The 15,049-nt window shown below is 49.9% G+C and carries 9 protein-coding genes, 5 tRNA genes and 3 rRNA genes; 6 read left to right on the top strand and 11 right to left on the bottom strand.

Going from position 1 to position 15,049, the window contains the following annotated elements; all coding sequences use genetic code 11:
- Positions 1 to 9: 9 nt before the first annotated feature.
- The 11 genes from AC3ARB_RS02105 to AC3ARB_RS02055 form a co-directional block, all read right to left on the bottom strand.
- Positions 10 to 91: transfer RNA gene (locus AC3ARB_RS02105), tRNA-Leu, on the bottom strand.
- 3 nt (positions 92 to 94) lie between these two features.
- Positions 95 to 167: transfer RNA gene (locus tag AC3ARB_RS02100), tRNA-Lys, on the bottom strand.
- Positions 168 to 255: 88 nt separating this feature from the next.
- Positions 256 to 328 (bottom strand) — tRNA-Asp (locus AC3ARB_RS02095).
- A 17-nt stretch (positions 329 to 345) separates the two neighbouring features.
- A tRNA-Val gene (locus tag AC3ARB_RS02090) sits at positions 346 to 418 on the bottom strand.
- A gap of 127 nt (positions 419 to 545) precedes the next feature.
- Positions 546 to 661, bottom strand: a 5S ribosomal RNA gene (gene rrf, locus AC3ARB_RS02085).
- 100 nt (positions 662 to 761) lie between these two features.
- Positions 762 to 3,665, bottom strand: a 23S ribosomal RNA gene (locus tag AC3ARB_RS02080).
- A gap of 284 nt (positions 3,666 to 3,949) precedes the next feature.
- A tRNA-Ala gene (locus AC3ARB_RS02075) sits at positions 3,950 to 4,022 on the bottom strand.
- A 78-nt stretch (positions 4,023 to 4,100) separates the two neighbouring features.
- A 16S ribosomal RNA gene (locus AC3ARB_RS02070) occupies positions 4,101 to 5,644 on the bottom strand.
- Together the 16S, 23S and 5S rRNA genes with 5 tRNA genes alongside form the textbook arrangement of a ribosomal RNA operon.
- Before the next feature lie 305 nt (positions 5,645 to 5,949).
- Positions 5,950 to 6,414, bottom strand: coding sequence for a sigma-70 RNA polymerase sigma factor region 4 domain-containing protein (locus AC3ARB_RS02065; protein WP_488320923.1), 465 nt, complete (start codon positions 6,412 to 6,414; stop codon positions 5,950 to 5,952).
- 601 nt (positions 6,415 to 7,015) lie between these two features.
- Complete coding sequence (locus AC3ARB_RS02060) at positions 7,016 to 8,929, bottom strand: ATP-binding cassette domain-containing protein (RefSeq protein WP_488320922.1); 1,914 nt, start codon at positions 8,927 to 8,929, stop codon at positions 7,016 to 7,018.
- Positions 8,930 to 9,042: 113 nt separating this feature from the next.
- Positions 9,043 to 9,435 (bottom strand): YwiB family protein, encoded by a 393-nt coding sequence (locus AC3ARB_RS02055; protein ID WP_488320921.1) that lies wholly within the window; start codon positions 9,433 to 9,435, stop codon positions 9,043 to 9,045.
- Between the two features lie 113 nt (positions 9,436 to 9,548).
- Here AC3ARB_RS02055 and AC3ARB_RS02050 point away from each other — a divergent pair, with 113 nt between their 5' ends.
- The 6 genes from AC3ARB_RS02050 to AC3ARB_RS02025 all read left to right on the top strand — a co-directional run bounded on the left by AC3ARB_RS02050 (position 9,549) and on the right by AC3ARB_RS02025 (position 14,798).
- Positions 9,549 to 10,508: a polysaccharide deacetylase family protein gene (locus tag AC3ARB_RS02050; RefSeq protein WP_488320920.1), complete on the top strand. Its 960-nt coding sequence runs from the start codon at positions 9,549 to 9,551 to the stop codon at positions 10,506 to 10,508.
- Entirely contained in the window at positions 10,509 to 11,255 is a 747-nt protein-coding gene (locus tag AC3ARB_RS02045) for a tRNA1(Val) (adenine(37)-N6)-methyltransferase (protein ID WP_488320919.1), read from the top strand. It abuts the gene before it with no gap.
- Positions 11,245 to 11,520, top strand: a complete 276-nt coding sequence (locus tag AC3ARB_RS02040; protein WP_488320918.1) for a GIY-YIG nuclease family protein — start codon at positions 11,245 to 11,247, stop codon at positions 11,518 to 11,520. Before AC3ARB_RS02045 ends, AC3ARB_RS02040 begins: the two co-directional genes overlap by 11 nt.
- A gap of 308 nt (positions 11,521 to 11,828) precedes the next feature.
- Positions 11,829 to 13,289 carry a nicotinate phosphoribosyltransferase gene (locus AC3ARB_RS02035; RefSeq protein ID WP_488320917.1) on the top strand — a complete coding sequence of 487 codons (1,461 nt, stop codon included), beginning with the start codon at positions 11,829 to 11,831 and terminating at the stop codon, positions 13,287 to 13,289.
- A gap of 12 nt (positions 13,290 to 13,301) precedes the next feature.
- Positions 13,302 to 14,126, top strand: coding sequence for an NAD(+) synthase (nadE, locus tag AC3ARB_RS02030; protein WP_488320916.1), 825 nt, complete (start codon positions 13,302 to 13,304; stop codon positions 14,124 to 14,126).
- Positions 14,127 to 14,135: 9 nt separating this feature from the next.
- Complete coding sequence (locus tag AC3ARB_RS02025; protein ID WP_488320915.1) at positions 14,136 to 14,798, top strand: hypothetical protein; 663 nt, start codon at positions 14,136 to 14,138, stop codon at positions 14,796 to 14,798.
- Positions 14,799 to 15,049 lie beyond the last annotated feature (251 nt).

Raw genomic sequence — 15,049 nt, 5'->3', positions numbered from 1 at the left:
ATCTCTTCATGCGGGTTAAGGGACTTGAACCCCCACGCCCGAAAGCGCCAGATCCTAAATCTGGTGCGTCTGCCAATTCCGCCAAACCCGCATATGACTCGTGCTGGGCTCGAACCAGCGACCCATTGATTAAAAGTCAATTGCTCTACCAACTGAGCTAACGAGTCTTCTATTCAATTAACACTTAACCATTTGTGGAAAGACTTCCGTCTTTCTTTATCTGGTCACTTGAAACATCACATTGTGATGTTTCAACGGTCCCGACGGGAATCGAACCCGCGATCTTCGCCGTGACAGGGCGACGTGATAACCGCTACACTACGGGACCTATACTATTTCTAGTAATGGGAGTTAACGGGATCGAACCGCTGACCCTCTGCTTGTAAGGCAGATGCTCTCCCAGCTGAGCTAAACTCCCTAATCGGTCGTTCAACTCAGCGGTCAAGCATCTGTAGTGAGGAAAGCTACGCTTTCTTCATCCACAACCTGAAACAGTCTACTAGACTGTTTCAGCTCTCCCAGTGAGCTAAACTCCCTATATATTAGCTAAGCAACTCCCTTATCTCACAGGGGGCAAGCCCCAACTACTTCAGGCGTGCTAGGGCTTAACTGCTGTGTTCGGCATGGGAACAGGTGTATCTCCTAGGCTATCATCACTTAACTAATGGCTGATTGGTCTCTTGTCCAATCACAATTGAATACCTATATTGTAACTCAAAACCGTTACGCTTGTCAATACTTCTACTGACTTAATTTTGACTTCGGATAAGTCCTCGGACGATTAGTATTGGTCCGCTCCATGTCTCGCAACACTTCCACTCCCAACCTATCAACCTCATCTTCTCTAAGGGTCCTTACTGATATAAAATCATGGGAAATCTCATCTTGAGGTGGGTTTCACACTTAGATGCTTTCAGCGTTTATCCCGTCCCTACATAGCTACCCAGCGATGCCTTTGGCAAGACAACTGGTACACCAGCGGTAAGTCCACTCTGGTCCTCTCGTACTAGGAGCAGATCCTCTCAAATTTCCTACGCCCGCGACGGATAGGGACCGAACTGTCTCACGACGTTCTGAACCCAGCTCGCGTGCCGCTTTAATGGGCGAACAGCCCAACCCTTGGGACCGACTACAGCCCCAGGATGCGACGAGCCGACATCGAGGTGCCAAACCTCCCCGTCGATGTGAACTCTTGGGGGAGATAAGCCTGTTATCCCCAGGGTAGCTTTTATCCGTTGAGCGATGGCCCTTCCATGCGGAACCACCGGATCACTAAGCCCGACTTTCGTCCCTGCTCGAGTTGTAGCTCTCGCAGTCAAGCTCCCTTATACCTTTACACTCTACGATTGATTTCCAACCAATCTGAGGGAACCTTTGGGCGCCTCCGTTACCTTTTAGGAGGCGACCGCCCCAGTCAAACTGCCCGTCAGACACTGTCTCCGATAGGGATAACCTATCTGGGTTAGAGTAGCCATAACACAAGGGTAGTATCCCAACATCGCCTCCATCGAAACTGGCGTCCCGATCTCATAGGCTCCTACCTATCCTGTACATGTGGTACAGATACTCAATATCAAACTGCAGTAAAGCTCCATGGGGTCTTTCCGTCCTGTCGCGGGTAACCTGCATCTTCACAGGTACTAAAATTTCACCGAGTCTCTCGTTGAGACAGTGCCCAAATCATTACGCCTTTCGTGCGGGTCGGAACTTACCCGACAAGGAATTTCGCTACCTTAGGACCGTTATAGTTACGGCCGCCGTTTACTGGGGCTTCAATTCAGATCTTCGCTTGCGCTAAACCCTCCTCTTAACCTTCCAGCACCGGGCAGGCGTCACCCCCTATACATCATCTTACGATTTAGCAGAGAGCTGTGTTTTTGATAAACAGTTGCTTGGGCCTATTCACTGCGGCTGACTTAAAGCCAGCACCCCTTCTCCCGAAGTTACGGGGTCATTTTGCCGAGTTCCTTAACGAGAGTTCTCTCGCTCACCTGAGGCTACTCGCCTCGACTACCTGTGTCGGTTTGCGGTACGGGTAGAGTATAATACAACGCTAGAAGCTTTTCTTGGCAGTGTGACGTCACTAGCTTCGCTACTAAACTTCGCTCCCCATCACAGCTCAACCTTATAGGTACAAGCATTTAACTCATACCAAGCCTCACTGCTTAGACCGGCACTTCCAATCGCCGGCTCTAGTTAGCCTACTGCGTCCCTCCATCACTTCATACTCTAGTACAGGAATATCAACCTGTTGGCCATCGGATACACCGTTCGGTCTCTCCTTAGGTCCCGACTAACCCAGGGCGGACGAGCCTTCCCCTGGAAACCTTAGTCTTACGGTGGATGGGATTCTCACCCATCTTTCGCTACTCATACCGGCATTCTCACTTCTATACGCTCCAGCACTCCTCACGGTATGCCTTCGCCGCATATAGAACGCTCTCCTACCATGACACATAAGTGTCATCCACAGCTTCGGTAATATGTTTTAGCCCCGGTACATTTTCGGCGCAGGGTCACTCGACTAGTGAGCTATTACGCACTCTTTGAATGAATAGCTGCTTCTAAGCTAACATCCTAGTTGTCTGTGCAACCCCACATCCTTTTCCACTTAACATATATTTTGGGACCTTAGCTGGTGGTCTGGGCTGTTTCCCTTTCGACTACGGATCTTAGCACTCGCAGTCTGACTGCCGACCATAATTCTTTGGCATTCGGAGTTTATCTGAAATCAGTAAACCGAGATGGCCCCCTCATCCAAACAGTGCTCTACCTCCAAGAATCTCAATGTCGACGCTAGCCCTAAAGCTATTTCGGAGAGAACCAGCTATCTCCAAGTTCGTTTGGAATTTCTCCGCTACCCACAAGTCATCCAAGCACTTTTCAACGTGCCCTGGTTCGGTCCTCCAGTGCGTTTTACCGCACCTTCAACCTGCTCATGGGTAGGTCACATGGTTTCGGGTCTACGACATGTTACTATGACGCCCTATTAAGACTCGGTTTCCCTACGGCTCCGTCTCTTCAACTTAACCTCGCAACATATCGTAACTCGCCGGTTCATTCTACAAAAGGCACGCTCTCACCCATTAACGGGCTCGAACTTGTTGTAGGCACACGGTTTCAGGTTCTATTTCACTCCCCTCCCGGGGTGCTTTTCACCTTTCCCTCACGGTACTGGTTCACTATCGGTCACTAGGGAGTATTTAGGGTTGGGAGATGGTCCTCCCGGATTCCGACGAGATTTCGCGTGTCTCGCCGTACTCAGGATACTGCTAGGTATAACTTCGATTTCGACTACGAGGCTCTCACTCTCTCTGGCTGACCTTCCCATGTCATTCGTCTATCAAAATTAAGTCCACGTTGCAGTCCTACAACCCCGAAGAGTAAACTCTTCGGTTTGCCCTTCTGCCGTTTCGCTCGCCGCTACTAAGGCAATCGCTTTTGCTTTCTCTTCCTGCAGCTACTTAGATGTTTCAGTTCACTGCGTCTTCCCTCCGACATCCTTAACAGATGCGGATGACAGGCATCAACCTGCCGGGTTCCCCCATTCGGACATCTCTGGATCAATGCTTACTTACAGCTCCCCAAAGCATTTCGTTGTTCGTCACGTCCTTCATCGGCTCCTAGTGCCAAGGCATCCACCGTGCGCCCTTATTAACTTAACCTTTAAATTAATTATTATCGCATTTTCATGCGCAGCGTTTCGGTTTATTTTCTTGTTACTATTACATTTATTTTCATAAATGGAATTTGATATAGATATTCAATTGTCAATGGACAAGTGTTAAACCTTATATGGTTTTAACATTAGGGTTTATCTAAGTTGAACACGTGACTAAGTTCCTAGTAAATTTCTTAAACTGCCTTGAATGCAAGCATTCAGCGTCAGTTCGCGAAATTTATACAGAACTTTTCGCCAAGGCGAACCGTCACTTTGTATCCTAGATAATGGAGCCTAGCGGGATCGAACCGCTGACCTCCTGCGTGCAAAGCAGGCGCTCTCCCAGCTGAGCTAAGGCCCCACATACCGATGGGTATAACCCTTCAGAACTAAACAAGACAAACTCAAGTATCCGTTACCCTTTAAAAGGGTTCCTTAGAAAGGAGGTGATCCAGCCGCACCTTCCGATACGGCTACCTTGTTACGACTTCACCCCAATCATCTATCCCACCTTAGGCGGCTGGCTCCAAATGGTTACCTCACCGACTTCGGGTGTTACAAACTCTCGTGGTGTGACGGGCGGTGTGTACAAGGCCCGGGAACGTATTCACCGCGGCGTGCTGATCCGCGATTACTAGCGATTCCGACTTCATGTAGGCGAGTTGCAGCCTACAATCCGAACTGAGACTGGCTTTAAGAGATTAGCTTGCCGTCACCGACTTGCGACTCGTTGTACCAGCCATTGTAGCACGTGTGTAGCCCAGGTCATAAGGGGCATGATGATTTGACGTCATCCCCACCTTCCTCCGGTTTATTACCGGCAGTCTCGCTAGAGTGCCCAACTAAATGATGGCAACTAACAATAGGGGTTGCGCTCGTTGCGGGACTTAACCCAACATCTCACGACACGAGCTGACGACAACCATGCACCACCTGTCACCGGTGTGCCGAAGCAAAACCCTATCTCTAGGGCGGGCACCGGGATGTCAAGACCTGGTAAGGTTCTTCGCGTTGCTTCGAATTAAACCACATGCTCCACCGCTTGTGCGGGCCCCCGTCAATTCCTTTGAGTTTCAGCCTTGCGGCCGTACTCCCCAGGCGGAGTGCTTAATGCGTTAGCTCCGGCACTAAGCCCCGGATAGGGCCTAACACCTAGCACTCATCGTTTACGGCGTGGACTACCAGGGTATCTAATCCTGTTCGCTACCCACGCTTTCGAGCCTCAGCGTCAGTTACAGACCAGAGAGCCGCTTTCGCCACCGGTGTTCCTCCATATATCTACGCATTTCACCGCTACACATGGAATTCCACTCTCCCCTTCTGCACTCAAGTTCAACAGTTTCCAAAGCATACAATGGTTGAGCCACTGCCTTTTACTTCAGACTTATTAAACCGCCTGCGCTCGCTTTACGCCCAATAAATCCGGACAACGCTCGGGACCTACGTATTACCGCGGCTGCTGGCACGTAGTTAGCCGTCCCTTTCTGGTAAGATACCGTCACTTGAGTAACTTTCCACTCTACTCAACGTTCTTCTCTTACAACAGAGCTTTACGATCCGAAAACCTTCTTCACTCACGCGGCGTTGCTCGGTCAGACTTGCGTCCATTGCCGAAGATTCCCTACTGCTGCCTCCCGTAGGAGTCTGGGCCGTGTCTCAGTCCCAGTGTGGCCGATCACCCTCTCAGGTCGGCTATGTATCGAAGCCTTGGTGAGCCGTTACCTCACCAACTAGCTAATACAACGCAGGTCCATCTGATAGTGAAACAATTGTTCCTTTCAAGCCTCTCTCATGCGAGAAAGACTGTTATGCGGTATTAGCTATCGTTTCCAATAGTTATCCCCCGCTATCAGGTAGGTTACCTACGCGTTACTCACCCGTTCGCAACTCATCCAAGGAGCAAGCTCCTCTTCAGCGTTCTACTTGCATGTATTAGGCACGCCGCCAGCGTTCGTCCTGAGCCAGGATCAAACTCTCATATAAAGTTTTATCTTGGTCAGTCTTTACTGACTTATTATTATTGACGGGATTAAACATACTATTCAATCCCAACTTGGTTCGTCTTGTTCAGTTCTCAAGGGTCATCAGTCTCTTGCGAGACAACTATCTTATTCTAGCACAGCCAGATTTCTTTGTCAACAACTTTTTTAGTTTTTTTGAAATCTTTTTTTGCACTAGACGTCTCTTGCGAGACAACTGTTCTATCTTAACACATCTGAGTGTGCTTGGCAAGGGGGAAGTTTTATTTTTTTATCATTACTGAGAAAGGCACGGCGTTTTCGATAGAGCTAGCAAGGCCCCTGGAAACTCCGACCTGTGAGGAGTTGGGTAAATCGGCCCTGTTCTTGAGGGCTGAGCTGGGATTTAGCTTGGGCCAGGTAGTCATCTAGGAGCAGGCCTCGGGCAGGTATCTGGTGGGCCAGATCGCTGATGTCAACCTTGCAAGGCTTGTTAAAGCGACGTTTGTGACTTTCTTGTTTTCTCAGGGCATCTTTGACGTGATTGGTAAACTTGGTTTTGAAGTAGACACCTAGGCGGGGAATTTGGTAGCGAAGTCTTGGGTCTTCCGCTAATAATTGATAGAGCACCAGCATCCCTTCTTGGTCCCAGTCTGCCTTTTCCCAAAGTTTGACATGATAGACGCTCATGAGGCGAAGGACGGTCGGACGGACGACTTGGTAGAGCAGGCTGAAATCGTCAAACAGAGGAGGAACTTCCTTTCTTCCTTGAGTATACTTGGTGTAACATGTCACGAATAGGAACGACAGGACAATTGTGTCCTGAAATAAAATCAGACGACACTCCTTAAAGCGTCGTCTGATATAAAATAAGTCACCACTCGAATCGCAACAAATCTGCTTTCAACTCTGCTAGGCTGTCTTGGTCTAAGTGGTGTTTGAACAAAACCTGTTCATCCAAACCCAACAAAAAGATCATATAATGTTCAACCAAGAGACTGTACTCGTGGTGATTAAAGAACCTGTATTCACAATCGAAGTATTTGATTGACTAGGCTAGTTTTGGTGCAATCGAGAAACATTTTTGAAGAAATACTGCCCGTATTACCAAAAAATGTGACAAAGAGTGAGCCAAAACTAGCCAGTCAGGTGAATGCTGAGATGTGAATACAGGGTCTAGGGTCTTCATCTGAGATTTGATGAACCGACTGGCTTGCGAAAAGTTTTCAGTTGCTAAGAGGTTCTCCAGATAGACCGTTCCGTCGATTAGTTTCCCCTCTTGGTCCTCGACACTTCCTAAATCCAATTGGCTGATTTCCAAGCGAAAGCCTTGTCAATCACATTGGCCATTCCTTGAACTTGCCTCATAAACCAATCATCTTGATGTCCCATAGAATTACCCTTCCATCTCCTCACTCAAGCTTTCCCACTCCTCCATAAGGATCAGCTGTTGCTGGTCCAGGCTGTCCAGTTCTTTTTGAAGGTCTGTCAGTTGGCCGATGTCGTTGGTGGTCAGCATGGCCTCGTTAATCTCCGCTTGGCGGGTTTCTAGGTTTTCAAGTTGGCTTTCCAACTCTTCGATGCGGCGGGCTAATTTGCGGCGTTCTTTTTGGTCTGCCTTTTGGGTCTGGTAATCGCTGGCGCCAGCTGATGGGGCTGCCGTTGGGCTGGCCTGGGTCGGCTGGTCAGCCTGGGCTCTTGCTTCCAGCTCTGCCTTTTTCTCCAAATAATAATCGTAGTCGCCCAAATAGAGGGTGCCTCCATCAGGAGCCAGTTCCAGAACTTTGGTGGCGACGCGGTTGATGAAATAGCGGTCGTGGCTAACAAAGAGCAGGGTACCGTCAAAATCAATGAGTGCGGCCTCCAGGACCTCCTTGCTGTCGATGTCCAGGTGGTTGGTCGGCTCGTCCAGAACCAGGAAGTTGTTGTTTTCCATGGACAGTTTGGCCAAGAGCAGGCGGGCTTTCTCACCACCTGACAGCATGGCGACGGACTTTTTGACGTCGTCCCCTGAAAAGAGGAAGGCCCCCAAACGGTTGCGAATCTCCACCTCAGGTGTGGTGGAAAAGTCCTGCCAGAGCTCCTCCAGCACGCTGTTGGTCGGCGTCAGCCGGCTCTGGGTCTGGTCGTAGTAGCCCATGTCCACATTGGCCCCAAGAACGGCCTCGCCCGACACGAAAGGCAGCTGGCCCACGATGGACTTGATCAGGGTGGTCTTGCCGATACCATTTGGCCCCACGATAGCGATAGCGTCGTATTTTCTGACGTCTAGGGAAATGGGCTGAGCCAGCACCTCATTATCGTAGCCGATGGCCAGTTGCTCAGCAGTCAAAACCACGTTGCCAGAGGATTTGGCTGTCGCAAAGGTCATGTTAGCGGCCTTCTTGCCCAGTTCAGGCTTGTCCAAGCGTTCCATCTTTTCCAGTTGTTTGCGTCTGGACTGGGCCCGCTTGGTGGTTGAGGCCCGGACGATGTTGCGGTTGATAAAGTCTTCCAGCTTAGCAATTTCCTTGGCCTGCTTCTCGTAATTTTTAACCTCAGTCTCCAGTTTCTGGGCCTTGAGCTCCATAAAGGTGGAGTAATTACCCACATAGCGGTCCAGGCTGTGGGGGGTCAAATCCAGGGTAATGGTGGCCACCTTGTCTAGGAAATAGCGGTCGTGGCTGACGATAATCAGGGCTCCCTGGTAATGGGTCAGGTAGTTTTCCAGCCAGGCAATGGTCTCGATGTCCAAGTGGTTGGTCGGTTCGTCCAGAACTAGCAGTTCTGGTTTTTCTAGGAGCATTTTTGCCAGAGCCAGGCGGGTGTTCTGACCACCAGAGAGGTCAGAGATGGGCATGTCCCACATGGTCTGGTCAAACTTGAAGCCGTTGAGAATGCTCTTGATGTCAGCCTCGTAGGTGAAACCGCCTCGGCTGCGGAAGTCCTCCGACAGGCGGTCATAGTCGGCCATGAGGCGGTCAAGGTCGCTGCCTATCAGCTCTGCCATTTGCCCCTCCATAGCCCGCAAACGGCCCTCAGTCTGCCTCAGGTCGTCAAAGACAGCCAACATCTCTGCGTAGATGGTCTTGGTCGAATCAAAGCGGCTATCCTGGGCCAGGTAGGACAGGCTCAGGTCTTTTTTGGTGCTGATGGTACCAGAGGTTGGAGCCTCCTCGCCCACCAGAATCTTGAGCAGGGTGGACTTGCCAGCCCCGTTGCGGCCCACCAGGGCAATCCGGTCACGCTCATCCACCTGAAGGGAAATGTTATCAAAAAGGACATCGCCCCCAAAGGAGCGTTCAATCTTGTTAGCGGAGAAAATAATCATAGGTTTATTATAACACTCCATAAGAAAAAGAAAAAGCCTCAGTAGTCGAGGCAAAGCTTAGAAGTGATAATAAACTCCAGTTCTAGTCAAAAAGTGCCTCCAATAAGCCCCCTCTACTCCCCCCAACTAATCGTCAAGGTGTAGGTCGCCAAGGCTTGTTCAGCTTCTGGAGATGTCAACAGGTCATAACTAACCTGAACCGTCTTAGCCACTTCATCCAATTTGAAAAAGGTCGTCACTGTTACCAGTTGCTGGACACCCATAGGGGTCGGAATCGTAGCTGGTGCTTGACTGCCTGCCACAAATCGCATCAGGGTCTGCGGTGTGCCAAAACGGGTCATGACCAGCTCAGTGGACTTGACCTTGATGACCACTTTTTCTTGGTCGTTATTTTGATAAATTAAGTAGAAGCCTCCTGACTTTTCCACGACTTCCCCTTCATAAAGCTCATGAATCAGCTCAGTCTGATCGTCAATTTGGATAGTGTTATTGAGTTGAATCTTCATCGGAGTTATCCTTTCCCAAATCTTACTCCCAATTATACCACAAAAGTTTTGGATTTTTCGTTACATTTAAGCTATAATGAAATAGAAGATTTGGATAGGAGATGATAAATAGGATGAAACAACTTAACCGCCTGCAGTTGACATTGGTTGCTTTGAACCTCCTTGGCCTACTGCTTATCGGCTACTGGTTAAAAAGCTACCAACAAGATTGGACAAAACTAGAAAAAGCAACAGCTCCGCTATTGGCACAGATAAAAGCCAAAACAACACCAGCGGCCGAGGAACCAGCACCTGAGCCCGAACCTGCTCCAGCAGAAGAGCCAACCCCACCGCCTGCTGAACAACTCATGGACCATCGCAACCACAACAATGCTGCAGCCAGCTATGCTCACGATGTCAAAACCATTCAGCAATACCTGACAGGTCAAGTTCCCTACGAGGGCGATAATCTGGTCTTCTTAACCATTGACGATGGGGCTAACCATACCATTACACCAGCCATTCTAGATATTTTAGCCAGCCATCAGGTTCATGCGACTTTCTTCCCCATTGGGGCTTATGTCACAGAAGAAAATGCTGACCTCTACAACCGTGAAATCCACGAGGGACACGCTATCGGCCTGCACAGTTTTAGCCACGACCTGGACCTCCTCTATCCTAATCGCATCCCTAATCCTGAGCAAATTTTAGAAGAAGCCCGATTGGCTGACCATGCCTTCAAGCGTATTCTGGGTCTCAAGTTTCAAACCAGAGTTTGGCGGTATCCTGGCGGTGCTATGTCCTGGCCTGGCATCGAAGAGACCAACCACCGCTTGTCTGCCGAACTTGGGCTGGAATGGATCGACTGGAATGCTTCCTTTGGCGATGCCGAGCCTCACCCTCGCCAACCCCTAACCTTGGATGAGATGATTGCCTTCCATACCGCCTCTAGCGTTGCTTTTAGCCAATCTCCTAGCAACCTCAAGGTCGTCCTCCTCCACGATACCGCTAACAAACACCTGACCGTTGAGGCCCTGCCTCACATCATCCAATATTACAAAGACAACGGCTACACATTTGGAGTGCTTTACTAAATGACAAATCCTACCCTCCAAGCTGGCGAACGCATCGACCAGCTTTTCTCAACCGACATCAAAATCATCCAGAACCGCGAAGTTTTCAGCTACTCGGTCGACAGCGTCCTCCTCTCACGCTTTCCCAAGCTCCCCAGCCGGGGCCTCATCGTGGACCTCTGTGCTGGCAACGGGGCGGTCGGCCTCTTTGCCAGCTCCCAAACCCAGGCCCGGATCGTTCTCGTGGAGTTGCAGGAGCGTTTGGCGGCAATGGCCGAGCGGTCCATCCAGCTCAATGCCTTGGAAAATCAAGTTTCCGTCATCAAGGACGACCTCAAACACCTGATCGACCACATGGAACGGTCCCAGGTTGACCTGATTCTCTGCAACCCACCCTATTTCAAGGCTACCGAAACCTCTAAGAAAAACCTGAGTGAGCATTATTTGCTGGCCAGGCACGAAATCACAACCAATCTGGACGAGATTTGCAAGGTCAGCCAACAGGTGCTCAAATCCAACGGCCGTCTGGCCCTGGTCCACCGACCTGACCGATTTTTAGAAATCATTGATACCCTAAAAAGCTACAAACTAGCTCCCAAACGGGTCCAGTTTATCTACCCCAAGGCTGGTAAGGAAGCCAACATGGTTCTGGTCGAAGCCATCAAGGACGGCTCTCTGGAAGGCCTGAAAATCCTGCCGCCCCTGATTGTCCATGAGAAAAATGGCGACTACACCGATGAGATAAAGGCCATCTACTATGGCAACTAAGGCCTACATGTATGTGGTCAGGTGTGCCGATGACAGCCTCTACACCGGCTACACCACCGACCTAGACCGCCGCATTCAGACCCACAATGCTGGCAAGGGAGCCAAGTACACTAGACCTCGCCTGCCTGTTGAACTCATCTACCATGAAACCTTTGACAGCAAACAAGAGGCCCAATCGGCCGAAGTCCGCTTCAAACGCCAAACACGGGCTTCCAAACTGGCCTATATTCAAGAACGAACCCGAGACAAAAGTCTCCCTGACTAACACAAAAAGCAACGGCATTAAATCCGTTGCTTTTTGAATTAGAGAAATAGACTTGATAAAATAAAGTTACAACACCAATTTAGAAAGGCTACCTCATGCACATTAACTATCACACAAATCGGATGATATTGCCACTTCCAATCTTCCTATCACGATTGCTTTTTAAGCTACTATCATCACCCAGAGAGACCATATCAATCTTTCCCCTTCTGCTCCCCTCGTGTAGAACAGCCCATTCAATTTCTTAGCTACAAATCTTAGCCTATTTTTGTTATAATAGAGCCTATACAAAGAAACGAGGAGACATGATGTTATACCAAGATGACAGTTTGACCCTGCACACGGACCTCTACCAGATCAACATGATGCAGGTTTATTTTGAACAGGGCATCCACAATAAGCATGCCGTGTTTGAGGCTTATTTCCGCAAGCAGCCTTTTGGAAATGGCTATGCGGTTTTTGCCGGTCTGGAGCGTTTGGTCCGTTATTTGGAGCAGCTGACCTTTACCGAGACTGACCTGGCCTACCTGAGGGACATGGGCTATCCAGAAGACTTTTTAGCCTATCTGGCGGATTTCAAACTGACCCTGACTGTTCGGTCTGCCCGTGAGGGCGATCTGGTCTTTGCTAATGAACCCATTTTTCAAGTTGAGGGTCCTTTGGCCCAATGCCAACTGATTGAGACGGCTGTTCTCAACATCATCAACTTCCAGACCCTGATTGCCACCAAGGCGGCACGCATCAAGTCGGTTATCGAAGATGAGCCCCTCTTGGAGTTCGGTACTCGTAGGGCCCAGGAAATGGACGCGGCCATCTGGGGAACCCGGGCGGCGGTTGTCGGTGGGGCGGACGGTACCAGCAATATCCGAGCGGGTAAGATTTTTGGCATCCCTGTTTTGGGGACCCATGCCCACGCTCTGGTGCAAACCTACGGTGATGATTATGCTGCCTTCAAGGCCTATGCTCAGACCCACAAGGACTGTGTTTTCCTGGTGGACACCTATGATACCCTGCGGGTTGGGGTGCCTGCGGCCATCGCTGTCGCTAAGGAATTTGGGGACAAGATTAACTTTAAAGGGGTGCGATTGGATTCGGGCGATATGGCCTACCTGTCCAAGAAAGTCCGTCAACAGTTGGACGAGGCTGGCTTCCCAGATGCCAAAATCTACGCCTCCAACGACCTGGATGAGAACACCATTCTCAACCTAAAGATGCAGAAGGCCAAAATCGACGTCTGGGGTGTTGGCACCAAGCTGATTACCGCCTACGACCAACCTGCCCTGGGTGCGGTCTACAAGATTGTCTCTATTGAAGATGACAATGGTCAGATGATTGACACCATCAAGCTGTCCAGCAATGCCGAAAAAGTTTCTACCCCAGGCAAGAAGCAGGTCTGGCGAATTACAAGCCGTGAAAAGGGCAAGTCAGAAGGAGATTACATCACTTACAGCGATGTTGACGTTAACCAGCTGGACGAGGTCTTCATGTTCCACCCTGTTTACACCTACATCAACAAGACCGTTCGTGACTTTGACGCTGTACCGCTCTTGGTGGACATCTTCCAAGATGGCCAACTGGTTTACGACCTACCGACCCTGGCTGAGATTCAGGCCTACGGCCGCCAGCAGTACGACCAGCTCTGGGACGAGTACAAGCGGATCCTCAACCCCCAACCCTACCCAGTTGATTTGGCCCAGGACGTTTGGGACAACAAGATGGCCCTCATTGATAGCTTACGCAAAAAAGCCCTGGCCAAGGCCAAGGACTAGAAAGAGGAGTTTATGACCCTACAAACCGAGATCATCGCCCAGCTGGGTGTCCAGCCCAGCATTGACCCAAGCACGGAGATTCGCCGTTCCATCGACTTTATGAAGAGCTACCTGCTCAAGCACCCCTTCCTCAAGACCCTGGTTTTGGGCATTTCAGGCGGGCAGGATTCGACCCTAGCGGGCCGTTTGGCTCAGCTGGCAATGGCAGAGCTCCGTAGCGAGACAGGGGATGAGACCTATCAGTTCATCGCTGTCCGCCTGCCTTACGGCATTCAGGCTGACGAGGCTGACGCTCAAAAAGCCTTGGACTTTATCCAGGCTGACAAGGTCTTGACCGTCAACATCAAAGAGGGTGTGGACGGCATGGTGGCCAGCCTAGCAGCTGCTGGCCAGCCCATTACGGACTTCAACAAGGGCAATATCAAGTCCCGTATGCGGATGATTGCCCAGTACGCCATCGCAGGCGACAACAAGGGGGCTGTCATCGGGACCGACCATGCTGCTGAGAACATCACCGGCTTTTTCACCAAGTTCGGTGATGGCGGGGCAGATATCCTGCCCCTCTACCGCCTCAACAAGCGGCAGGGCAAGCAGCTCCTCCAAGAACTGGGCGCTGATCCTGCCCTCTACAACAAGGTACCGATTGCGGACCTGGAAGAGGACAAGCCTGGTCAGGCCGATGAGGTCGCTCTGGGTGTCACCTATGCAGACATCGATGACTACCTAGAAGGCAAGACCGTCAGTCCAGAAGCCCAGGACAAGATTGAAAGCTGGTGGCACAAGACCCAGCATAAGCGTCATTTGCCCATCACCGTTTTTGATGACTTTTGGAAATAGGAGGAGCGGATGTTTTCTTGGTTAAAAAAGAAGAAGGAAGCTCCTCGCTTTCTCCCAGCAACGCTTGAGGCCCTAGATTTCTTTAATCACTTAGACGACCCTGTTAAGGTCTTGGTTAATCAGGATGGTCAAGCCTTTGATCAGCATGTCCATGTCTGTTTGACACAGGATAGTTTTGAAGAAATGTCAAAAGTCTACGGAGCTCAAGGCCAGGATTATGTTCTTGGGATTGCAGCAGATGACGCTTTACAAAGAACTGAGACACAGAGCTTGGTTCTCCACGGTTTTCCTGCTGGGTCCTTTGAGGTGTCTCGGGAGGAATTGGAGAGCCTGCGTGATGTCATTGATAGCTTTTGCATCCTTTATGCTCAAGCTAGAAATAGGATATCTCCTGAACAGGCCTATGACTTGCTGAAGAACAAGACCTTTTTCTACATCGGAGAGCCCTTAACTGGAGTTGCGGGCAGTCGATTTGGTTTTGAGACGATTGAACTGGAGGGTGGGAAAACAGCAGTCAAGCTGTTTTTAACACCTGCCAGTGCTAATCAATTTAACACCGCTAAACGACCAGTAACCCCTGTCAACTTAGCAGATTTTCATCGGTTTTTAGTCCCACGCTTTCAGATAATCATCGAGCCTCATCGCAATTATTGGTTGGCCAAATCAGAATGACCTCAAAAACACTAAGGCTTATTAACCTTTGCGGCCCATATCAAATTCTATACGGCTGATGAACAACTTCGTGATACAGACACAGCACTAGATGTGATTCCTTTGGGAAATAGGCTATCAGAAGGTAACGCCAAGCATGTTTGACCAAATCAATAACCCATAAGTTCCTCTCTACCCTATATTCTGTCCAATTAGCGACCAAGCTAAAATGAATTCAAAGCAAGAAAGAGGCTGGGACAAAAAGATTTTGA

Source organism: Streptococcus sp. ZY171113, from assembly GCF_057748235.1.
Note: the sequence above shows the minus strand (reverse complement) of the source record. Positions and strands in the feature narration are given on the sequence as shown.

What these genes read in the sequence shown, in the direction of transcription:
- AC3ARB_RS02055 (WP_488320921.1), bottom strand. Translation starts at nt 9,435, where the DNA reads ATGAAGATTCAACTCAATAACACTATCCAAATTGACGATCAGACTGAG.
- AC3ARB_RS02045 (WP_488320919.1), top strand. Translation starts at nt 10,509, where the DNA reads ATGACAAATCCTACCCTCCAAGCTGGCGAACGCATCGACCAGCTTTTC.
- AC3ARB_RS02035 (WP_488320917.1), top strand. Translation starts at nt 11,829, where the DNA reads ATGTTATACCAAGATGACAGTTTGACCCTGCACACGGACCTCTACCAG.
- AC3ARB_RS02050 (WP_488320920.1), top strand. Translation starts at nt 9,549, where the DNA reads ATGAAACAACTTAACCGCCTGCAGTTGACATTGGTTGCTTTGAACCTC.
- AC3ARB_RS02060 (WP_488320922.1), bottom strand. Translation starts at nt 8,929, where the DNA reads ATGATTATTTTCTCCGCTAACAAGATTGAACGCTCCTTTGGGGGCGAT.
- nadE (WP_488320916.1), top strand. Translation starts at nt 13,302, where the DNA reads ATGACCCTACAAACCGAGATCATCGCCCAGCTGGGTGTCCAGCCCAGC.
- AC3ARB_RS02040 (WP_488320918.1), top strand. Translation starts at nt 11,245, where the DNA reads ATGGCAACTAAGGCCTACATGTATGTGGTCAGGTGTGCCGATGACAGC.
- AC3ARB_RS02025 (WP_488320915.1), top strand. Translation starts at nt 14,136, where the DNA reads ATGTTTTCTTGGTTAAAAAAGAAGAAGGAAGCTCCTCGCTTTCTCCCA.